Source organism: Shewanella sp. 5S214 (assembly GCF_041439795.1).
Classification (GTDB): domain Bacteria; phylum Pseudomonadota; class Gammaproteobacteria; order Enterobacterales; family Shewanellaceae; genus Shewanella; species Shewanella vesiculosa.
The window spans coordinates 78,019-98,962 of sequence record NZ_JBGOOV010000001.1; the positions used below are offsets into that span (position 1 = coordinate 78,019).

Below are 20,944 nucleotides of genomic sequence, written 5' to 3' on the forward strand. Positions count from 1 at the left end.
GTGGAAGCATTATGATGAACCATTCCCAGTCTACAGGCGCTGATTACAATTACACTATTGTTCGCCAATTCGCATTAACCACAGTTTTGTGGGGAATCTTTGGTATGGCAGTAGGTGTATTTATTGCTGCTCAGTTAATCTGGCCGCAACTGAACTTCGACACACCTTGGTTAACGTTTAGTCGTTTACGACCTTTACATACCAATGCTGTGATATTCGCGTTCGGAACATCAGCTCTTTTCGCTACATCTTACTATGTTGTGCAACGCACTTGCCAAGTCCGTCTATTTGCGCCTAAATTGGCCGCATTTACGTTTTGGGGTTGGCAAGCCGTTATTATTGCAGCTGCTATCACTTTACCAATGGGGTTTACTCAAGGTAAAGAATATGCAGAATTAGAATGGCCTATCGATATCGCAATTACGATTATTTGGGTTAGCTATGCAATTGTTTTCTTTGGCACAATCGCTAAACGAACTACGTCCCATATTTATGTGGCTAACTGGTTCTTTGGTGCCTTTATCATTACTGTTGCAGTACTTCACATTGTTAACTCAATGGCAGTACCAGTAAGCTTATTTAAGTCTTACTCTCTGTACTCTGGTGCAGTCGATGCGATGGTTCAGTGGTGGTATGGTCATAATGCGGTAGGCTTCTTACTTACTGCTGGTTTCTTGGGGATGATGTATTACTTCGTGCCTAAGCAAGCTGGTCGCCCAGTTTATTCATATCGTTTATCAATTGTTCACTTTTGGGCATTGATTGCGTTATACATCTGGGCCGGTCCTCACCACTTACATTACACTGCCCTACCTGACTGGACTCAGTCATTAGGCATGGTAATGTCATTAATCCTATTCGCACCTTCTTGGGGCGGTATGATTAACGGTATTATGACCCTGTCTGGTGCGTGGCATAAGCTTCGTACAGACCCTGTATTACGTTTCTTAGTTGTTTCATTGTCTTTCTATGGTATGTCTACCTTCGAAGGCCCAATGATGGCAATCAAAACAGTTAATGCTTTATCTCATTATACTGACTGGACTATTGGTCACGTTCACTCTGGCGCGCTAGGCTGGGTTGCAATGGTGTCTATTGGTTCGTTATATCACTTAATCCCAATTCTTTTCGGTCATGGTCGTATGTACAGCATGAAGCTGGTTAACGTTCATTTCTGGTTAGCGACTATCGGTACTGTATTGTATATCGTCAGTATGTGGATTTCAGGTGTTATGCAAGGTCTTATGTGGCGTGCGGTTAACGCAGATGGAACTCTAACTTACAGTTTCGTTGAGAGTTTAGAAGCCTCTTACCCATTCTACTTTGTACGCTTTATTGGTGGTTGTTTCTTCTTATCCGGTATGTTGCTTATGGCCTATAACGTTATTCGTACCGTTAAAGCGTCTAAAGATTCATTACCTGCTATTGCAGAAGCTTAAGGAGCCGATTCGATGAAATTTAATCATGAATTAATTGAAAAGAATGTCGGTCTGCTTGCTATCTTCACCGTTATCGCCATTAGTTTTGGTGGTTTAGTGCAGATTACTCCGCTGATATTTCAAAAAGACACAACTGAACCAGTTGAAGGTCTGATTCCGTATACAGCTTTACAAATTGAAGGTCGTGATATTTATGTTCGTGAAGGTTGTTACAACTGTCACAGCCAAATGATCCGTCCTTTACGAGCTGAAACTGAGCGCTATGGTCACTACTCTGTTGCTGGTGAGTCTGTTTGGGATCATCCATTCCAGTGGGGCTCTAAGCGTACAGGTCCTGACTTAGCACGTGTTGGTGGGCGTTATAGCGACAGATGGCATGAAGTTCATTTAAACAATCCTCGTGACGTTGTACCGCAATCAAACATGCCTGGTTTCCCTTGGTTAGCTGAAAATGTGCTAGACGGTGAACTGACCGGTGACAAGATGACTATCCTGCGTAACCTGCATAAAGGCGGCTACAAAGGTAATGATCTTTACACTGATGAAGAAGTTGCTGGCGCTAAAAAAGCGGTTGAAGGCAAGACAGAAATGCAGGCGCTGATCGCTTATTTGCAATCTTTGGGTCACGCACTCAAATAGGAGGCAATAATGGATTACGGTACTTTTCAAGGTATTTTGACCATAATTGTTATGGTGACTTTTGTGGGGATATTTTTCTGGGCATACAGTAAGCACAGCAAGTCAAAATTTGACGAAGCGGCGAACTTAGTGTTTACAGAAGAAGAACTTGCAAAAATGTCGAAAGACTCGGGAGATCAGAAGTAATGATTATGAGTAACTTCTGGAGCATTTGGATTTCTGTACTGACGATTGTGGTCATTGCTGGTTGTTTTATCCTTCTTAAGGTAGTTAACAATAACTACACTGGTGTAGAAGAAGGTAAATCGATGGGCCACAGTTTTGATGGTATTGAAGAACTGAACAACCCACTACCAAAGTGGTGGGCGTACATGTTCTACTTAACCATCGTTTTCGGTGTGATCTATTTAGCTCTATATCCAGGCCTAGGAAACTATAAAGGTCTGTTTGGTTGGACAAGTTCTAACCAAAGTATTGGCACTGACAAAGGCATTAAAGCTGACTCAGCGGCAGCGATTGAAGCAGCAAAAAATGATAACCGTTTATCACAGTATGACCGCGAAGTGGCTCACGCTGATGAAAAATACGGTCCTATTTTTGCGGCTTACTTAGCAACTCCGTTAGAAGAGTTGGTAAAAGATCCTGAAGCATTAAAAGTGGGCGGACGTTTGTTTTTACAAAACTGTTCACAGTGTCATGGTTCTGATGCTCGTGGCTCTAAAGGCTTCCCGAATCTAACAGATGACGATTGGTTATATGGTGGCGATTTAGCCACTATTAAAACCACGTTAATGAATGGTCGTAACGGTATGATGCCGCCTAAAGGTGGTTTACCTATCGAAGACAGCGAGATTAAAGGTCTAGCTGAATACGTCATAAAACTATCTGGTGGTGAACATGACGAAGCGTTAGCAGCCCAAGGTCAAGGTTCATTCATGAAAGGTTGTTTTGCATGCCATGGTATGGATGCAAAAGGTAACAAGTTCATGGGCTCACCCAACCTAACTGATAACATTTGGTTATATGGCGGAAGCCGTGGTGTGATTGCTGAATCTATCATTAATGGTCGTGCCGGTGTGATGCCAGCATGGAAAGACATTCTTGGTGAAGAGAAAGTTCACGTCATTACAGCTTACGTTTATAGCTTATCAAACAAATAGTTAGTTATGAGTAATATTAAGGCCTCGAGATTATCGAGGCCTTTTTTTTAAGTGATTATTAAGCCATTACGGGGTAAAATGTCCCCCGAATTATTACCACTATTTTAGGATGTATTATGTCGGATCAACTCCCTTGGTATAAGCAATTTTGGCCTTGGTTTTTAATCATCTTGCCTTTGTGTGCCGTTATTGCCAGTTTAACGACCTTAAAGATTGCTTTAGATAATTCTGACTCATTGGTAGCAGAAGATTACTATAAGCAAGGTAAAGCGATAAACATGGATTTGCGCAAAATAAAATATGCTCAACAAATTGGCATGAAATTTTTAGTCACGGTTGCAGATCAAGAATTAAAAATTACCCAACAAGGTGGTCCGGAATATCGTGCAGCGCTGAATGTGCAGTTTTACCATCCGACAATAGAAGCCAAAGACTTCAGTTTAAATGCTACTGCTGACGCAAATTACGTGTATCACATCCCATTAGATTCTGCGATAACAGGGCCTTGGGAAGTACGAATTGAAGGATTTGATGCCAAATGGCGTATCCAGCAACGAATTGATATTAAAGATGATGTTGAATATTGGCTCAATTAATAACACATTGACTGCGTATCTGATTAAAACATTATTAAATGAAGTTGGTATAGCCACATGACATCTTGCTTTCATTGCAATGAGCCAGTTCTTACGGGAGATCAGTTTACTACGATAATAAATGGGCAGGCACAGCCTATGTGCTGCCCAGGTTGCCAAGCCGTATCGCAGGCCATTATGGATGCAGGCCTGAGCAGTTATTATCAATTTCGCAGTGAACCTGGAAATCGTCAGACGGCACTGGTGCCAGAACAGTTGTCGCAATACAGTGCCTACGATTTACCGGAAGTGCAGCAAGATTTTGTCCATAAACAAGGTGCTATTGATTCAACCTCTTTATCTATCGACGGTATTACCTGTGCTGCTTGTGCCTGGTTAATTGAACATAAACTCAAACCGGTTGCGGGTGTCACTAATGTGTTGGTTAATTCCACCACACAACGGGCGTTAGTCAGCTGGGACAGTGAACGTATTCAACTCAGTGAAATTTTACAAATTATCAGTAAAATTGGTTATCAAGCTGCGCCCTACCAAGTTGATGAACAAGAAAAACAATCTAAAGCAGACAGTCGTAAATTCTTACTTCGCTTAGGGCTTGCAGGTTTTGCGACCATGCAAGTGATGATGTTTGCCCTCGCCTTATACACCGGATACTTTACTGATCTGGATGTTCAATTTCGTGACTACTTTCGCTGGGTAAGTTTAATTTTTGCAGCGCCTGTAGTGCTTTACTCAGCTCAACCCTTTTATTTTAGTGCTCTTCGTAGTGTATTAAGTGGCAAACTTAATATGGATGTGTCTGTTTCAATTGCAATTTTAGGTGCTTATATCGCCAGTTGTATTGCGACCATGCAAGGCAATGGCGAAGTGTATTTTGAATCCGTATCCATGTTTACCTTCTTTTTATTATTAGGTCGTTACTTTGAACAAGCTGCAAGGCAAAAAGCTTCTGTTAGTTCGAGTAATTTGCACAAACTGGTGCCGCTGACAGCGCATTTATGTCATGAGGGTGAGATCACTGAGATTGCCGCTAAACAATTGACCATTGGCGATGTTATTTTAGTCAAACCAGGCGAAGTGATTGCCGCTGATGCCGAAGTGGTAACCGGACAATCAAGTGTCAATGAGGCTATGCTTACCGGTGAACAAATGCCGATCAGTAAACGCGTTTTAGATAAAGTCTATGCCGGCACCATCAATATCGAGCAACCTATTGAAGTGCGAGTGACAGCCCTTGGGCAAGATCAATTGGTTGCAGAGATCATTCGTTTACAAGAACTTGCATCAAATAATAAACCTACCATTGCTTTAATTGCCGACCGTTTAGCGCGATACTTTTCCGGTACGGTTTTATCCATAGCGGCAATAACATATGTCGTCTGGTCGTTCGTATCTCCAGAAGACGCTTTTTGGATTACATTATCCGTGTTGGTCGCAACCTGCCCATGCGCCCTCGCCCTTGCCACGCCAACAGCCGTTACTTGCGCAACCGCTATTTTCACTAAGTTAGGTGTGATCCCACGAAAACCAGGTATTTTTGAAAAACTGACCAAAATTAATCATGTGGTGTTTGATAAAACTGGCACGCTTACCTGTGGCCAATTATCAATTGGTGATGTACAAACCTTTGCTGGATATTCATCAGCGCAAGTACTGTCTATTGCAGCGGCCATTGAACAAGGATCTCTCCACCCGATTGCATTAGCGTTTAGCCCTTTTTATGATAATCAACATCAAGTAGACACAGTTGAACATCATATTGGTTTAGGCATTCAAGCCAGTATGAACCAACAGCAAGTATCTATTGGAACGGCACAATTTGTTAGCCCAGATATGTTACCGATATCAGTTAAAGCCACTCAAAGTCAGTGGATTTACCTTTCTATTGATAACGAGCTAATTGCCAAAATCGAAATGCTTGATAAGTTACGTGTTGATAGCATCGCGACGGTTAATGCGTTAAAGGCTGCCAATATAAAACTGAGTATTGCCAGTGGTGATAATTCCGGACATGTTGAGTTTTTAGCACATAAAATTGGTATTTCAGATGTGCATTCAGGTTTATCACCTCAAGATAAGTTAGCCTTAGTGAATCGCTTACAGCAAGATGCTAATGTAGCCATGTTTGGCGACGGTATTAATGATGCGCCAGTACTTGCCGGTGCAAATTTGTCAGTAGCGATGGGAAGCGGAAGTGCAATTGCCAAAAACAGTGCGGACTTAATTTTACTCGGCGATCACCTATCACGTTTTAATGATGCTATTTATGTCGCTAAGCAAACCCAGCGCATCATTCATCAAAATCTTTTATGGGCTTTCGCTTATAACATTATTATTTTGCCATTAGCGGTTACCGGACATGTTGCTCCGTATATTGCCGCTATTGGTATGTCTGTTAGCTCATTGATAGTGGTGAGTAACAGTTTACGCCTTCTTAGGATCAAATTATGAGTATCATTTACGTATTAATACCTATTGCGATGTTGTTTGTATTAATTGCAGTTTCAATTTTCTTTTGGGCGGTAAAGTCTGAACAATTTGATGATCTTGATAGACAAAGCGTGTCGATTTTATTTGATGAAGACAGTACCAACAATAAAGGTAACGTCAGTGTAACCAGTGATATCGATAAGCAGCCATCAAACAATGATACTCATATCGCTGCTGTAAAAAATAAGCCAGAACCCATGGCCTCAGACACTGCACATAAACCAGAGTAAAGCTTGTGATTGAATATAATCTTGGTGGTGCATTTATTGTTGGCTTAATGGGGGCTGCACATTGTTTTGGCATGTGTGGCGGATTAATTGGTGCTTTTTCAGCCAACATTCCCACTAATGGCCAAAGTCGCCTAGGCAATCAACTGACGTTTCTTTTTAGCTATAATCTTGGGCGTATTTTTAGTTATACCATCGCGGGGGCCATTGTCGGTGGCAGTGTGTCAGCCTTAGGTCATTTATTTGATGCCGATAGCTATTTAATATTCCTGAGAATTTTTGCTGGAGTCATGATGATATTGACTGGGCTTTATATTGCTCAGATATGGTTCGGCATTGTGCATATTGAGAAAGTGGGTAAATTGCTGTGGCAATATATACAACCGCTAACCCGTAAATTTATACCGATAACTCACCCACTACAGGCTGTTATGGCGGGTATGGTTTGGGGCTGGTTACCCTGTGGACTGGTGTACAGCACACTCACTTGGTCAGTTGCATCAGGTAGCGCATTACAAGGCGCCTTGATCATGTTGGCGTTCGGTTTAGGCACTTTACCTGCTTTATTTGCTGCGGGATTAGCGGCAAAAACCTTGGCGCAATGGGTACAAAAGCGTGCAGTGAGATTATTCAGTGGTGGCTTATTAGTGGTATTTGGTTTGCAAACACTTTACATCGCTTTTCAACAACTCATATAGTTCGGTCACTGTTATTTTATGATATTGTAACAACCAATGATAAAACCACTTTAGCTGATATGCATTAGCAAAGGCTTAATCTAATTACTATTAAAATCAATAGTTTGATGTGTGCTTTATACATTGGGTTACTGTGAAAATAAGATAATATAACAAGCATTAATGTGTAGATTGTTGTCGGTGAACTCGCAATTAATACACATTTCCATGACGTATTGAGAGCTAACATGGTGTGATAAATAGACTTCTGTTTACTAATATTACTCTATAGCGTCGGAGTACCTTATTAGTTCAGAATGGTATAACATATAATTGTCTTCATAAATTGAGAATGGGTATGTCTTCAGATTTGATAAAAGCTCGTCCATCCACAACAGGTTGCGCCATTCATTGCCATGACTGCAGCATGGAAGCCTTGTGTATTCCTTTTACGTTAAGCAATGATGAGCTTGATAAACTTGATAACATTATTGAACGTAAAAAACCCATTCAAAAAGGTGACCTTATCTTCAAGTCTGGTGACACACTTAAGTCACTGTATGCTATTCGTTCTGGTACGATTAAAAGCTATACCATTACAGAACAAGGCGATGAACAAATTACCGGATTCCATCTTGCCGGTGATGTGATTGGTTTTGATGGTATTCATGCCCTACGACATCAAAGCTTTGCGCAAGCATTAGAAACGTCAATGGTTTGCGAAATTCCTTACGATACCCTAGATCAGTTATCAGGCACTATGCCTAAACTACGTCAGCAAATCATGCGATTAATGAGTAATGAAATTATGAGTGATCAAGAAATGATCCTCCTACTTTCTAAGAAAAATGCCGAAGAACGTTTAGCCGCATTTATTAATAATCTTGCGAATCGTTTTGGTAATCGTGGTTTCTCTCCCCATGAATTTCGTCTCACTATGACTCGAGGTGATATTGGCAACTATTTGGGATTAACGGTAGAAACGATTAGTCGTTTATTAGGACGATTCCAGAAATCAGGACTAATTGAAGTTAAAGGTAAATACATTTCGATTGTGGATCATGCAGCATTAAGTACTCTTGCCGGAAATGCGCGTATTGCCACTTAAATTAAATTTGTATGATCTATCTCATAGTTTATTCATTAGGAAACGGTAATACTATCAACAAATAAACAAGTAAAAAACTCAACAGCTTTGGAGGTTATATGAAGGATTATAAGAAGATATTAGTGGTGATTAATCCTACAACGGATCATCAACCCGCATTGGCACGTGCTGTTGAATTAGCGACAAGAAGTCAGGCAGATATTACTGCATTTTTATCTATTTTTGACTTCTCTTACGAGATGACCTCAATCCTATCTAGCCAAGAACGTGAAGCGATGCGTCAAGGTGTGATTGATCAACGTGTTGCTTGGTTAGAAAATGCGATTAGTGGTTTTAGTCAGTCTAATATCAAGATTAATACTGAAGTTGTTTGGCATAATCGTCCCTTTGAGAGCGTGATTAATCATGCAATGAAAGGTCAGTATGATTTGATTGTTAAAAGCACCCATGAACACGATAAATTAAAAGCTGTCATTTTTACTCCGACAGATTGGCATTTAATGCGTAAATCTCCAGTGCCTGTGCTGCTGGTTAAAGAACACGACTGGCCAGTTGAAGGCAAAATTGTCTGTGCCGTTAATGTGGTGAGTGAAGATGAAGATCATCAAAGCCTAAACGGTAAAATTATTAACCATGCGCTTGATTTAGCTAAAAAGTTCTCTGCTAGTGTGCATCTGGTTAATGGTTATCCTGGTACGCCAGTTAACTTAGCCATTGAGTTGCCCGATTTTGATGCAAATGTGTATAACAACACTGTGCGTATGCAGCATGAACAAAGAGTACAATATTTAGCTCAAGCTTATAATATTCCTCTTGAAAATTGCCATGTAGAAGAAGGTTTACCAGAAGATGTTATTCCTGAAATGGCAGCAAAGTTAGATGCAGAGTTAGTGGTATTAGGTACTGTTGGTCGCACTGGTTTTTCAGCGGCATTAATTGGTAACACTGCAGAGCATGTTATCGACAGCATAAATTGCGACTTGTTAGCGATCAAACCCGATGGTTATAAATCACCTTTACAAGATTAGTGTTCATTAGAATGGGTTAACTACTTTACCCTGACCTAGAATACTGGAATAATACGCGCCCTGAAACACTTGGTTACTGGGCGCATTTTTATGTCTGAAGTTGAAGTAGATACAATCGTTAAAAAAAATATTACTCGTATGAATAAACTGCAAAAGCGTCTGCGACATAACGTTGGTTCTGCCATTGCAGATTATAATATGATCGAAGATGGTGATCGGGTCATGTGTTGTCTTTCTGGCGGCAAAGACAGCTACACCATGTTAGATATTTTATTAAATCTTCAACAACGTGCCCCAATTAAATTTGAAATTGTGGTGGTTAATCTAGACCAAAAACAACCTGGCTTTCCGGAACACGTTTTACCAGCTTACTTAGATGAGATAGGCGTTGCTTATCACATTCTCGAAAAAGATACTTACTCTATCGTTAAAGAAAAAATCCCTGAAGGCAAAACTACGTGTTCTCTTTGCTCTCGTTTGCGTCGTGGTACTCTTTATGGCTTTGCTCAACATATTGGTGCAACAAAAATTGCATTAGGTCATCATCGTGACGATATTATCGAAACATTATTTTTAAATATGTTTTTTGCTGGCAAACAAAAAGCCATGCCACCTAAGCTCTTGTCTGATGACGGTGCCAATATCGTCATCCGTCCTTTGGCTTATTGTCGTGAAAAAGATATTCAAGAGTATTCGACACTGAAATCGTTTCCTATCATTCCTTGTAACTTGTGTGGTTCGCAAGAGAATTTAAAGCGTGGTGCCGTTAAAGACATGCTACAAATGTGGGACAAACAACATCCGGGTCGTCTTGAAACTATCTTTACTGCAATGCAAAACACCTCGCCATCGCAAGGTGTAGATCGTGAACAGTTTGATTTTGTATCACTAAAATGTAATCCAGATGTAGTTAACACTGGCGATGTAGCGGATGCAGACTTACCAGCGTTTGATTTTGTCGATATCAGTAATAATGGTCATATTAATTTAGACATCAGCAATCGAATCGATGTAGTGGCAACATTTAAACCCTAGTAAACATCTTAAAGAACGCGATTTAAATGAAAGGCGTTGATGAACATCAACGCCTTTATTATTACTGGGTCACCAGAGGGCTGATAATGCTAGGCTTTTGAGTAAATGAAATCTGTTTTAGCTGATTTATTTGTTCAACTGTTAAGGTATATTTTTCCTTAGCAATCGTTTCCACATCATCGATAACGACTTTCACTGTCTGGTTTTGCATATATGTAAACTCAAACGATAATCCATTAATCGGTTTACGGAAATACTTCATCGGGAAACCTTGTAAACCATCAAGCAGCTTATTCATATCCTCTGTTAAGGCTAACAGTTCAGTTTGAGTGAAACCTTGCTTGGTTTCTTTCGCTCTAACTTGCATGGCAATCGCACACTGTTTAGCCTCTCCAGCCACCTTAATATTGACTAACCCTCTATCAGACTTTAACTGTGGATCATAAGGAATAAATAATCGCTGTTGTTTACTATACGTTAATGGATATTGGTCATTCTCGGTAGTAATACTGCCTGACACTATGGTGCAATCTGGGGTGATTGGAACGCTAAATGCTAACTCAACTAATGGATAGTTTTGCTTATTGACTTGTTTTAATCGGTCATAAAAACCTTTGTATTCTAAAGACACGGTTTCAGCGCTACTGCTGTTGATTAAAAAAATAGACGATATAAAAATAAATCCGTTAATTAACGTACGATTACGCATTCGCGTTATTCCCTTGTAGATATTGTTTATTGTGTTTTAGCATTTCGAGTAATTCATCAATGTACTCATCTTTTCGTTCTGAATAATTAATTAAGCCATAGACTAACTTTTCAGCCGTAGGCTTAACTTTCTGCGCACGTAAATCAGCACGAATAGACCGAAATACGCGATATGCTGGATGGGTATTTAAATTAATCATGTAGGCAATAATAGAATCCTTGGGCGAATCAAAAACTGCAACTTCATGAGTTTTGCCATCGGTTCTTGCTAATGGAACTAAACCACAACCTTCAGTGAAACACCATTGACCAAAAAAGTTAAACCCTTCGATAGCAAACCGGGAACTGCCCCACCCGCTCTCATTAGCTGCTTGTATTAGCACCATATCAATAGGAATAATATCGATGCGCTTTAACAATGGCGTCAAGGTATTACGAGTAAATGATTTCACGTCATATTGGTATTTGTTTAAAAGTGATGTAAGCCTATTATTATCCGCTTCACTTAATCCTAAACCACTATCAATTTGCTCAATAACAGCCAATAAAAATTGACGTTCGTGAATAATAATTTGATTTTGAGCTTCTATAGCAGGACGAAAATAATTAAAGAAAGTTTGTTTTTTAGTAGGAATATCACTTATTTCAGCAAACTTCGGTACTTTACCAAGGTCAATGTTACTTAACTGCTGTGCTGCTGAGTCTACCGAGATCTGTGTCTGACTAGGGATAATCCATAGCCTAATTGCTAACAGTGCTAAAACGGCTAAGCCTAACGCAAATGTCACTTGACCTATAGTGCCTATTTTCAACAGTACCTGCCTTATCAAAATGCATTTTCAATTTATAAATATAATTAATTATAACCTTAAAGGTCGATAGGATACAGTAAAGCACTTTTGTGATTAGCGTGATCCAAATCTGAGAATGACATTTGTGATTGTCTCAGATAGCAAAACCTAAAAATAATTACACTTTAATGACCATATACAGTTAAAATTAATCGACAGTGACAACGGGGCAGTGTTTCATTAACTGCGTATCGTTTTATTCAACAACTCAAGGACTTGAGCTAAAATTATGTTGAATCAACAACTCAATAATTATCATCATGTTGTCGCCATTGGTGGCGGACATGGATTAGGCCGTATTCTAGCTGCATTATCTTTTTTAGGCCCAAGATTAACCGGCATTGTTGCCACCACTGATAATGGCGGTTCTACCGGACGACTTAGACAGGATCAGCAAACTATCGCGTGGGGCGATTTACGTAATTGTCTTTCACACCTTGCATCACGGCCTTCGTTAGGTTCGATGTTGTTTGATCATCGCTTCACCGGCGACAATGAACTTTCTGGGCATAACTTAGGTAACCTGGTGTTACATGCACTCGATCAGCTTTGCGTAAGACCTCTTGAAGCTGTTAATTTAATTCGAGGTTTACTTAAAATTGAAACCCAAATTATCCCTATGTCTGAAGCCTCGACTCACCTTGTTGCGCTTTCCCATTGTGGTAACAAAGTGTTTGGAGAACTCAACGTTGATGGCATGAGTGAGGCACCGATTGCTTTATCATTAGAGCCCGAAGTAGAAGCCACTTTTGAAGCCTGTAGCGCTCTAGCAAAAGCGGATTTAATTATTATTGGTCCAGGCAGTTTTTTAACCAGTATACTTCCACCTTTATTACTGCCACAAATTGCCAAGAGCATTCGTGACTCCAACGCACATGTGATGTTAATTGATAACTTAACCGCGGAGTACTCACCTGCAAGTACTTTTAGTATTGAAGATAAAATTGCTTGGTTCAATCAGGTAATAGGTAAAAAAGTCATTGCTGATGTTATTCAGCATGGTAAAGAAATTGATCTTTATCACTCAAATATCGACGGTGTTCGTTTTAATTGTTTCCCATTAGTCAGTCAACATCATCCTGGGCTTCATGATAAATTGGCATTAGCGGCAGCGATTGGCCAAGTTTGCGACTTACACCATAAACCGGTTGACTGCATAGCCTAAGTTCAAGTGGCCTTTGTTGCTGAGTTTGACTGACCTTGTCATGTCACTATAAAAAGGCATAAAAAAGGGCTACTTAAAGTAGCCCTTTTTGTGTCTTATGCATTCAATGCTAGATAACTTGTGCAATCGCCTTACATACTGCAGCCATATTATTTTTTGTTAAGCCTGCGACGCTAATACGACCAGAACCGACAATATAGATAGCAAACTCATCTTTTAAACGAGCCACTTGGCTTTTGTTTAAACCAGAAAAACTAAACATACCATTTTGGCGCGAGATAAAACTGAAATCTTGTTGTACGCCTTCAGATTTTAAACTCTCAACAAACAAAGTGCGCATTTCGGCAATACGTTCACGCATCAGAGTTAATTCGGCTTGCCATTCTTGACGCAGTGCAGCATCAGATAAAATGGTGCTAACGATTAAGCCACCGTGTGCCGGAGGATTAGAATAATTTGCGCGAATGGTTTTTTTAATTTGGCTAAAACTTGTCACTGCATCTTGTTGAGTTTCTGCAACTATAGTTACTGCGCCAACACGCTCATTGTATAAACCAAAGTTTTTAGAAAACGAATTAGCAATTAATAACTCTGGTACCACAGCGGCAACGGCACGCAAACCTTGGGCATCTTCTTCAATACCTGCACCAAAACCTTGGTAAGCAAAATCAAATAACGGCAATAATGATTTTTCTAAACAAATATTAGCGACTTGTTGCCACTGCTCCAACGATAAATCGATACCGGTTGGGTTATGACAGCAACCATGGAGTAATACTACGTCACCAACATTTGCAGTGGATAAATCGGCTAACATCGCATCGAAATCCATATCGTGGCTTTCAGCTTTATAGTAACGATATTCTTTAACCGTTAATCCAGCTGTTTCGAAAATATTTTGATGATTGGCCCAAGTAGGATTACTGACCCAAATGGTGGTTGATCCAGTATTTCGAACTAAAAATTCTGATGCTACTCGTAACGAACCTGTTCCACCTGGGGCTTGAGCTGTAACCGCACGTTTATCAGTAATAATAGTGCTTTGAGGTCCAAACAATAATTCTTGAACGACCTGATTATAGGCTTGCACACCTTCAATACCCAGGTAGTTTTTTGTCTTTTCGGTTTCAAGTAAAATGGCTTCAGCTTTTTTTACAGAAGATAGAATCGGCGTTTGCCCTGCTTCGTCTTTATAAATACCTACCCCTAAATTAACTTTGTGAGGCCGAGTATCAGCTTTGAAAGCATCTGTTAAGCCTAAAATTGGGTCTGCTGGAGCAAGCGTGACTTTAGAAAAGATCATTACTACTATCCTAAGTGAAGTGGATGGACAAAATTTATTTAGTTATACCACTGTATGCAAGCGCTGAGTAGTGAGACTTTTAATAGTTGCGACAAATTTGATAATAAATTACATATTCATCAAATTTAAGCCCATTTATTATCATTATTATCAACATTAAGGTTTAGTAAAACTGAATATAATCAGCCTTACTAGACACTTGTTATAGGTACGTCTTTAAAAATCACTCACAGGCCAGTATTTAATGCCTCACTTAAGTGATTAATAAAAAGCCCAGTATTGCGATTAATTTATATCAATGGCTACATTTATATAAGCGTGAGATACCTAAGTAAAATACACATAAATGTGATTTGGGTGAGTGATTATTGCAGATATTAAAATTGTTACAGGCATAAAAAAAGGAACCCGAAGGTTCCTCTTTTTAAGCGACAAACTAATTACTTAGTTTAACGCTTCTTTTGCTTTTTCAACTAAAGTTGCAAAAACAACTTTGTCGAAAACAGCGATGTCAGCCAAAATCTTACGATCGATTTCAATAGACGCCTTTTTCAAGCCGTTAATGAAACGGCTGTAAGACAGACCATTTTGACGAGACGCTGCATTAATACGTGCAATCCATAACTGACGGAATTGACGTTTTTTCTGACGACGGTCACGGTAAGCATATTGACCAGCTTTAGTAACTGCTTGAACAGCAACACGGTAAGTACGGCTACGAGCGCCATAATAACCTTTAGCTAGTTTAAGTACTTTCTTGTGACGAGCACGTGCGGTTACACCACGCTTAACTCTTGGCATTTTCTATCTCCTAAATTAAGCGTATGGTAGTTGACGCGCGATTGCTGGAACGTCAGATTTAGCAACTAAACATTTAGCACGTAAGTGACGCTTACGCTTAGTGCTTTTCTTGGTCAAAATGTGACGTAAGTGTGCTTGCTTGCGCTTGAAACCATTAGCGGTTTTCTTAAAACGCTTCGCTACACCCTTGTCTGTTTTCATTTTAGGCATTTCTAAAACTCCGCATTGGGACGTTAATAAACGTAAGGCGAGCAAAAGCCTCAAGAGACTTTTGCTACTTTAGGTTGCCCTACTATTTCTTTTTAGGTGCTAGCACCATAATTGCTTGACGGCCTTCCATTTTCGGGAAAGATTCGACAACCGCATATATTTCCAAATCAGCCTTGATACGGTTCAAAAGATCCATACCTAGGTTTTGGTGTGCCATTTCGCGACCACGGAAACGCAGCGTAATTTTCGCTTTGTCACCATCTTCCAGAAAACGAATCAGGTTGCGTAGTTTTACCTGATAGTCGTTTTCATCAGTGCCAGGACGGAATTTAATTTCCTTAACCTGGACCTGTTTTTGCTTCTTTTTTTGTTCCTTTTGAGCTTTCGCTTTATCAAAAAGGAACTTACCGTAGTCCATTATACGACAGACAGGAGGCTCAGCATTGGGACTGATCTCTACTAGATCAACTCCGGCTTCATCTGCAACGATCTGAGCTTCTTTTATAGTTAATATACCAATTGGCTCACCATCTAAACCTGATAAACGGACTTCAGGTACACCAGTGATTTCATCATTGATTCTATTAGGGGCTGGCTGTCGCCCTGCTGTTCTTTTGATCTTTATGACCTATTCCTCCAACAATTTGAGACTACGGAGCGAAATCTGTTGACGTATCATCGCGGCGAAATCTTCTAGTTTTAACTTGCCTATATCGATACCGTCACGTGTACGCACCGCTACTTCCTTATTTTCCATTTCTTGATCACCAACGACCAATAAATAAGGCACACGTCTAAGTGTGTGTTCGCGTATTTTAAAGCCTATTTTCTCATTCCTCAAGTCAAAAGATGCTCGAATACCCTGTTCTTTAAAGAATTTAACGATTTCTTCAACATAATCAGCTTGTTTGTCGGTAATATTCATTACAACAACTTGCATTGGAGCAAGCCATGTTGGGAATTTGCCGGCGTATTCTTCTATCAATATACCTATGAAACGTTCTAAAGAGCCTAAAATAGCACGATGGATCATTACTGGCGTTTGGCGACTGTTGTCTTCTGCGACATAAGTAGCACCTAAACGAGTCGGTAATGCATAATCGAGTTGTACTGTACCACATTGCCATGCACGATCTAAACAGTCATGCAAAGTAAATTCGATTTTCGGGCCATAAAATGCACCTTCGCCCGGTAATATTTCATATTTAATATTATTATTGGCAAGCGCTTGCTTTAAAGCATCTTCTGCTCGGTCCCACATATCGTCGTCGCCAATCCGTTTTTCAGGACGCGTAGACAATTTAACCACGATATTTTCAAAACCAAATGTCGCGTATGTGTCATATACCATTTGAATACATTCACTAACTTCTGCTTGAACTTGGTCGTCAGTACAGAAAACATGTGCATCATCTTGTGTAAAGCCGCGTACGCGCATTAAACCATGAAGAGAACCCGATGGCTCATTACGATGACAACAACCAAACTCAGCCATACGTAACGGTAAGTCACGATAAGATTTTAACCCTTGGTTAAAAATCTGCACATGACCAGGACAGTTCATTGGCTTGATTGCGTATTCACGGTTTTCACTGTTAGTGGTGAACATGGCTTCGGCGTATTTATCCCAGTGGCCAGAACGTTCCCATAACACTCGATCCATCATAAGTGGACCTTTCACTTCTTGATAAGTGTATTGGCCTAACTTTTGACGAATGAACTTCTCGAGTTCTAAAAATATGCTCCAACCATCGTTATGCCAAAACACCATTCCTGGCGCTTCTTCTTGCATATGGTACAAATCTAATTGTTTACCAATTTTACGGTGATCGCGCTTAGCCGCTTCTTCTAGACGGACTAAATGTGTTTTGAGTGCTTTTTTGTCTGCCCATGCTGTACCGTATATACGTTGCAACATTTTATTGTCAGAATTACCACGCCAATATGCACCTGCCACGCTCATTAACTTAAAGTTTTGGCAAAAACGCATGTTTGGTACATGAGGGCCACGACACATGTCGATGTATTCTTCATGGTGATAAAGCGCTGGTGTTGCATCTTTACTGATGTTGTCATCAAGAATCGCAATTTTGTACTCTTCACCGCGAGCGGTAAATGCATCACGAGCTTCTTGCCAAGAGACAACGTTTTTGACCACATCGTAGTTAGTTTTTGCAAGACTAAGCATGCGTTTTTCTAAGGCTTCAATGTCTTCATGGGTCAGTTTATGGTCTAAATCGATATCGTAATAAAATCCGTTGTCGATTGTGGGACCAATCGCCATTTTAGTTTCAGGCCACATTTGTTTGATCGCGTGACCAAGTAAATGCGCACAAGAATGGCGAAGGATTTCAACACCTTCTTCGTCTTTAGCCGTAATAATAGCTAATTCAGAATCTGCAGTAATTAAGTCAGTTGCATCTTTCAGTTCACCGTTAACGCGGCCAGCAATACACGCTTTTGCTAAACCAGGGCCGATGTCTAATGCAACATCAAGAGTCGAGACAGGCGTAGCAAACTCACGTTGGCTACCATCAGGCAGTGTAATAATAGGCATTAAATTTCCTTTTCCAGTGGTGACCCACACGTAGGGCCACATGGTAATTAAGTATGTTCTATTTGAACGAGAAACACGTTAATGAAATCAAGACAGTACAGGAGTCTTAGTTACCCAAAAACGTAATCGTTTATTTTATGCGATAAGCGCTTTAGCACGCAACCACACAATAGTGATTTAGTGATAAAATTCAGGTTTTATGCAGGAAAATAAGGTTAATACAAGCTATTGCAGGGTTAATCAAAAAAACCATTTTTAAGATTATTGACGGATATCGCTAAGCATAAGAAAAATAATAGTCTACAGCCGCTATAATGAATGATATAAATTCACCACACAACTAGTTGAAATAAAATACTTTATACATAAAATTGTAAGCTTAACTTTATTTTGAATGAATTAATTTTTAACCATGAGAATCATTCTTATGGATGATCCAAATGTTGAAATGCTCACTATACTTATTAAAACGAGTTAGTCAGTGAGGAGTACTCGCTATGAGATTACTTTCGCGTGTCATCAGTTGCCCCCACTGCGGGCATCATCAACATGTTGCTTTAGATACCAGTTCTGGTGATCAAGAATATTACGATAATTGCCGTATGTGCTGCAATCCGATATATATTCGGATGCATCTTGATGATAATCGTAAAATGATAGAACTTCATATCGACGCTGACGATGAACAAATTTACTGATCGATATGGCTTGCATAAAATGAAGCAAGCCATATCGTTTTAACAGCTTATGCAAGTTGCTTTTTTGCGAGCACTCTTTCGACCGTATCAACGATCACTTGAGTTTGACTGTCAATTTCGATATTGATTGTGTCACCAACACCGTATTGATTTAGATTGGTTAGTTTTAACGTTTCAGGAATTAAGTGCAAAACAAACCCACTGTCATTGACCTTTCCTACGGTTAAACTACAACCATTAATTCCCACAAAACCTTTATAGAAAATGTAGTTCATCCACTGCGGATCAACTTGGAGCTCTATATTATAATGTTCAGCGGTATTGCTAACCGCTTTAACTGTCGCCAAAGTATGCACATGACCAGATAGTATATGTCCACCTATTTCGGTGCCAAACGTCAACGAACGTTCTATATTCACTGAGTCACCAACCTGGGTATTGCCTAAGTTAGTCACGGCTAATGTTTCTTCCATTACATCAAAAAAAACCTTATCATTTAGTATCTTGGTTACCGTAAGGCAAACACCATTATTGGCTACGCTAGCACCTGTCACTAATCCTTGTGTTAACGCTGGTGTCATAGCGACTTCAAAGGTTTTAAGGCCGGTCGCATTGTTAATTGATACCACTTCACAAGTGGCTTGAACTATACCAGTAAACATAATTCTCTCGTTCCGTTATAGGTTTTTTAATGAATAATACAGGGTTTCAAATATCACGCTTAATCAAATTGGCGCTGCCAGTGCTGATAGCACAAGTTACACAAACCATGATGGGCTTTATTGATACTGTCATGGCTGGTCGCGTCAGTGCAGTCGATATGGCTGCTGTTGCGGTAGGAACCAGTCTTTGGTTACCGGCAATCTTATTCGTTCAAGGTTTATTAATGTCTTTTACGCCTGTCTTTTCTCAACATCATGGGGCGAATAATCAGCAAGCCATTCCCAAAATACTGTTTCAGGCAGGATATATTGCCATAATTGGCGGTATTGGTGTGATGTTCTTTCTTGCATCTTCTACTTATTTACTCGATTTAATGCATTTAGAACCTAAACTGCATGAATTAACGGTTGGATATATAGATGCTATTTTATGGGGAGCTATGCCGTTTGTCTTGTATCAAGTGCTTCGTGGTTGCAGTGAGGGGATCTCTTATACAATGCCAACCATGGTTATCGGATTTATTGGTTTAGCCGTCAATATACCGGCCAATTATGTGTTTATCTATGGCGGTTTTGGTATTCCTGCAATGGGTGGTGCCGGTTGTGGCGTCGCTACCGCACTGGTATTTTGGGCAATGCTAGCGGCGATGATTATTTATATGTTGGTTGATAAAACCTTTAAAGAACTTAAACCGTTTCAACAGTTTTATCGTCCGCACTTGGCGAGCATGTGGTCGATGATTAAACTGGGTATGCCAATTGCCTTGGCATTATTTTTTGAAGTGAGTCTATTTGCCGTGATCGCGTTATTTCTTGCCCCATTAGGCGCTAATGTTGTTGCAAGTCACCAAATCGCGCTTAATTTCTCTTCAATCATATTTATGCTGCCACTATCTATTGGTATTGCGGTCTCCATTCGTATTGGTTACTACCTTGGCCGTGGACAACCTGAAATATCGGCTCTTGTGGCCAAAGTAGGATTAGGTTTGTCTTTGTCATTAGCGGTATTAACCGCCCTACTGACAGTGATGTTTAGGCATGAAATAGCCTTGTTATACAATGACAACCCTGAAGTGGTCGCCTTAGCGGGTAGCCTAATGATGTTAGCTGCATTTTATCAAATCTCAGACTCAATCCAAGTTGTCGCAGCTGGTGCACTCAGAGGTTATAAAGATACTCGAAGTGCATTTTACATTACCTTGTTTTCCTATTGGTGTGTTGGTATGACTACCGGATATGTATTGGGCTATACCGATATGATTCGACCATCAATGGGGGCTCATGGATTTTGGATTGGATTAATTGCAGGATTAACATCAGCAGCAATTCTGTTTGCTATTAGGTTAAAGTATATTCAAAAGAAAGGCTTGGTATTTAACCCAATAGGGTAATAATTGTAAATTATCAACGTTAAGCATGTAATTTTGCTTAACGTTGAAGCAAGTTGCACAGCAAATCACCATTTAGGCATAAATATGTTTTTTTTGCTTGCAAGCAGTAGGCTATCCAACTTACTATAGCGGCCGCTTTGAAGCGAAATGTTTTGAAGTGATACTGTAGTAAACAATACACCCGTAGCTCAGTTGGTTA

At 39.9% G+C, this 20,944-nt stretch carries 21 protein-coding genes, 1 tRNA gene and 1 pseudogene (1 of these 23 cut by a window edge); 15 read left to right on the forward strand and 8 right to left on the reverse strand.

Going from position 1 to position 20,944, the window contains the following annotated elements:
• Positions 1-11: 11 nt before the first annotated feature.
• From ccoN to ttcA, 11 genes and pseudogenes are all read left to right on the forward strand, one after another.
• Positions 12-1,439: a cytochrome-c oxidase, cbb3-type subunit I gene (ccoN, locus tag ACED29_RS00280; protein WP_124014875.1), complete on the forward strand. Its 1,428-nt coding sequence runs from the start codon at positions 12-14 to the stop codon at positions 1,437-1,439.
• A gap of 12 nt (positions 1,440-1,451) precedes the next feature.
• Complete coding sequence (gene ccoO, locus ACED29_RS00285) at positions 1,452-2,078, forward strand: cytochrome-c oxidase, cbb3-type subunit II (protein ID WP_124014874.1); 627 nt, start codon at positions 1,452-1,454, stop codon at positions 2,076-2,078.
• A gap of 9 nt (positions 2,079-2,087) precedes the next feature.
• On the forward strand, positions 2,088-2,264 hold the full coding sequence (locus ACED29_RS00290) for a cbb3-type cytochrome c oxidase subunit 3 (protein WP_124014873.1): 177 nt from the start codon (positions 2,088-2,090) through the stop codon (positions 2,262-2,264).
• A 5-nt stretch (positions 2,265-2,269) separates the two neighbouring features.
• Complete coding sequence (gene ccoP, locus ACED29_RS00295) at positions 2,270-3,238, forward strand: cytochrome-c oxidase, cbb3-type subunit III (protein ID WP_371696630.1); 969 nt, start codon at positions 2,270-2,272, stop codon at positions 3,236-3,238.
• Positions 3,239-3,354: 116 nt separating this feature from the next.
• Positions 3,355-3,834 carry a FixH family protein gene (locus ACED29_RS00300; RefSeq protein ID WP_124014871.1) on the forward strand — a complete coding sequence of 160 codons (480 nt, stop codon included), beginning with the start codon at positions 3,355-3,357 and terminating at the stop codon, positions 3,832-3,834.
• 57 nt (positions 3,835-3,891) lie between these two features.
• Positions 3,892-6,285: a heavy metal translocating P-type ATPase gene (locus ACED29_RS00305; RefSeq protein ID WP_371696632.1), complete on the forward strand. Its 2,394-nt coding sequence runs from the start codon at positions 3,892-3,894 to the stop codon at positions 6,283-6,285.
• Positions 6,282-6,422, forward strand: a pseudogene (gene ccoS, locus ACED29_RS00310) (cbb3-type cytochrome oxidase assembly protein CcoS); the annotation flags it as partial. The gene ACED29_RS00305 and the pseudogene ccoS, both read left to right, overlap by 4 nt.
• A 137-nt stretch (positions 6,423-6,559) precedes the next feature.
• Positions 6,560-7,249, forward strand: a complete 690-nt coding sequence (locus ACED29_RS00315; protein ID WP_182697356.1) for a sulfite exporter TauE/SafE family protein — start codon at positions 6,560-6,562, stop codon at positions 7,247-7,249.
• A 337-nt stretch (positions 7,250-7,586) separates the two neighbouring features.
• The gene (etrA, locus tag ACED29_RS00320; RefSeq protein ID WP_124014868.1) at positions 7,587-8,336 is read left to right on the forward strand and encodes an electron transport transcriptional regulator EtrA; all 750 of its coding nucleotides are present in this window, start codon (positions 7,587-7,589) and stop codon (positions 8,334-8,336) included.
• Between the two features lie 98 nt (positions 8,337-8,434).
• Positions 8,435-9,364 (forward strand): universal stress protein UspE, encoded by a 930-nt coding sequence (gene uspE, locus ACED29_RS00325; protein WP_273058074.1) that lies wholly within the window; start codon positions 8,435-8,437, stop codon positions 9,362-9,364.
• Positions 9,365-9,454: 90 nt separating this feature from the next.
• On the forward strand, positions 9,455-10,399 hold the full coding sequence (ttcA, locus tag ACED29_RS00330; protein ID WP_371696635.1) for a tRNA 2-thiocytidine(32) synthetase TtcA: 945 nt from the start codon (positions 9,455-9,457) through the stop codon (positions 10,397-10,399).
• Between the two features lie 61 nt (positions 10,400-10,460).
• On the opposite strand, the gene ACED29_RS00335 is transcribed toward ttcA, so the two are convergent.
• Positions 10,461-11,108 carry a DUF2987 domain-containing protein gene (locus tag ACED29_RS00335; RefSeq protein ID WP_371696636.1) on the reverse strand — a complete coding sequence of 216 codons (648 nt, stop codon included), beginning with the start codon at positions 11,106-11,108 and terminating at the stop codon, positions 10,461-10,463.
• Positions 11,101-11,919, reverse strand: coding sequence for a glucosaminidase domain-containing protein (locus tag ACED29_RS00340; protein WP_371696637.1), 819 nt, complete (start codon positions 11,917-11,919; stop codon positions 11,101-11,103). Before ACED29_RS00340 ends, ACED29_RS00335 begins: the two co-directional genes overlap by 8 nt.
• Before the next feature lie 268 nt (positions 11,920-12,187).
• Here ACED29_RS00340 and yvcK point away from each other — a divergent pair, with 268 nt between their 5' ends.
• Entirely contained in the window at positions 12,188-13,123 is a 936-nt protein-coding gene (gene yvcK / locus ACED29_RS00345) for a uridine diphosphate-N-acetylglucosamine-binding protein YvcK (RefSeq protein WP_124014863.1), read from the forward strand.
• 109 nt (positions 13,124-13,232) lie between these two features.
• On the opposite strand, the gene ACED29_RS00350 is transcribed toward yvcK, so the two are convergent.
• The 5 genes from ACED29_RS00350 to thrS all read right to left on the reverse strand — a co-directional run bounded on the left by ACED29_RS00350 (position 13,233) and on the right by thrS (position 17,994).
• Entirely contained in the window at positions 13,233-14,426 is a 1,194-nt protein-coding gene (locus ACED29_RS00350) for an amino acid aminotransferase (protein WP_182697353.1), read from the reverse strand.
• Positions 14,427-14,870: 444 nt separating this feature from the next.
• Positions 14,871-15,227: a 50S ribosomal protein L20 gene (gene rplT / locus ACED29_RS00355; protein ID WP_025823422.1), complete on the reverse strand. Its 357-nt coding sequence runs from the start codon at positions 15,225-15,227 to the stop codon at positions 14,871-14,873.
• Positions 15,228-15,242: 15 nt separating this feature from the next.
• Complete coding sequence (gene rpmI, locus ACED29_RS00360) at positions 15,243-15,437, reverse strand: 50S ribosomal protein L35 (protein WP_011496149.1); 195 nt, start codon at positions 15,435-15,437, stop codon at positions 15,243-15,245.
• Positions 15,438-15,519: 82 nt separating this feature from the next.
• The gene (infC, locus tag ACED29_RS00365; protein ID WP_124014861.1) at positions 15,520-16,062 is read right to left on the reverse strand and encodes a translation initiation factor IF-3; all 543 of its coding nucleotides are present in this window, start codon (positions 16,060-16,062) and stop codon (positions 15,520-15,522) included.
• Between the two features lie 3 nt (positions 16,063-16,065).
• Positions 16,066-17,994 (reverse strand): threonine--tRNA ligase, encoded by a 1,929-nt coding sequence (gene thrS / locus ACED29_RS00370; protein ID WP_371696639.1) that lies wholly within the window; start codon positions 17,992-17,994, stop codon positions 16,066-16,068.
• Positions 17,995-18,491: 497 nt separating this feature from the next.
• On the opposite strand from thrS, the gene ACED29_RS00375 reads away from it, so the two are divergent.
• A complete protein-coding gene (locus ACED29_RS00375) occupies positions 18,492-18,692 on the forward strand; it encodes a CPXCG motif-containing cysteine-rich protein (protein ID WP_124014859.1) in 201 nt (66 codons plus the stop codon).
• 47 nt (positions 18,693-18,739) lie between these two features.
• Here the strand turns inward: ACED29_RS00375 and ACED29_RS00380 are convergent, their stop codons facing one another.
• The gene (locus tag ACED29_RS00380) at positions 18,740-19,354 is read right to left on the reverse strand and encodes a riboflavin synthase subunit alpha (RefSeq protein WP_124014858.1); all 615 of its coding nucleotides are present in this window, start codon (positions 19,352-19,354) and stop codon (positions 18,740-18,742) included.
• A gap of 29 nt (positions 19,355-19,383) precedes the next feature.
• On the opposite strand from ACED29_RS00380, the gene ACED29_RS00385 reads away from it, so the two are divergent.
• Positions 19,384-20,745 (forward strand): MATE family efflux transporter, encoded by a 1,362-nt coding sequence (locus tag ACED29_RS00385; RefSeq protein ID WP_371696641.1) that lies wholly within the window; start codon positions 19,384-19,386, stop codon positions 20,743-20,745.
• Positions 20,746-20,922: 177 nt separating this feature from the next.
• A tRNA-Val gene (locus tag ACED29_RS00390) sits at positions 20,923-20,944 on the forward strand; it runs 155 nt beyond the window's last position.

Bases quoted from the DNA above. Each gene is read 5' to 3' on its own strand.
- rplT (WP_025823422.1), bottom strand. From the start codon at position 15,227: ATGCCAAGAGTTAAGCGTGGTGTAACCGCACGTGCTCGTCACAAGAAA.
- ccoO (WP_124014874.1), top strand. From the start codon at position 1,452: ATGAAATTTAATCATGAATTAATTGAAAAGAATGTCGGTCTGCTTGCT.
- yvcK (WP_124014863.1), top strand. From the start codon at position 12,188: ATGTTGAATCAACAACTCAATAATTATCATCATGTTGTCGCCATTGGT.
- etrA (WP_124014868.1), top strand. From the start codon at position 7,587: ATGTCTTCAGATTTGATAAAAGCTCGTCCATCCACAACAGGTTGCGCC.
- uspE (WP_273058074.1), top strand. From the start codon at position 8,435: ATGAAGGATTATAAGAAGATATTAGTGGTGATTAATCCTACAACGGAT.
- ACED29_RS00290 (WP_124014873.1), top strand. From the start codon at position 2,088: ATGGATTACGGTACTTTTCAAGGTATTTTGACCATAATTGTTATGGTG.
- ACED29_RS00305 (WP_371696632.1), top strand. From the start codon at position 3,892: ATGACATCTTGCTTTCATTGCAATGAGCCAGTTCTTACGGGAGATCAG.
- ccoP (WP_371696630.1), top strand. From the start codon at position 2,270: ATGAGTAACTTCTGGAGCATTTGGATTTCTGTACTGACGATTGTGGTC.
- ACED29_RS00335 (WP_371696636.1), bottom strand. From the start codon at position 11,108: ATGCGTAATCGTACGTTAATTAACGGATTTATTTTTATATCGTCTATT.
- ACED29_RS00375 (WP_124014859.1), top strand. From the start codon at position 18,492: ATGAGATTACTTTCGCGTGTCATCAGTTGCCCCCACTGCGGGCATCAT.
- ccoN (WP_124014875.1), top strand. From the start codon at position 12: ATGATGAACCATTCCCAGTCTACAGGCGCTGATTACAATTACACTATT.
- ACED29_RS00380 (WP_124014858.1), bottom strand. From the start codon at position 19,354: ATGTTTACTGGTATAGTTCAAGCCACTTGTGAAGTGGTATCAATTAAC.
- thrS (WP_371696639.1), bottom strand. From the start codon at position 17,994: ATGCCTATTATTACACTGCCTGATGGTAGCCAACGTGAGTTTGCTACG.
- ACED29_RS00300 (WP_124014871.1), top strand. From the start codon at position 3,355: ATGTCGGATCAACTCCCTTGGTATAAGCAATTTTGGCCTTGGTTTTTA.
- rpmI (WP_011496149.1), bottom strand. From the start codon at position 15,437: ATGCCTAAAATGAAAACAGACAAGGGTGTAGCGAAGCGTTTTAAGAAA.
- ttcA (WP_371696635.1), top strand. From the start codon at position 9,455: ATGTCTGAAGTTGAAGTAGATACAATCGTTAAAAAAAATATTACTCGT.
- ACED29_RS00385 (WP_371696641.1), top strand. From the start codon at position 19,384: ATGAATAATACAGGGTTTCAAATATCACGCTTAATCAAATTGGCGCTG.
- ACED29_RS00350 (WP_182697353.1), bottom strand. From the start codon at position 14,426: ATGATCTTTTCTAAAGTCACGCTTGCTCCAGCAGACCCAATTTTAGGC.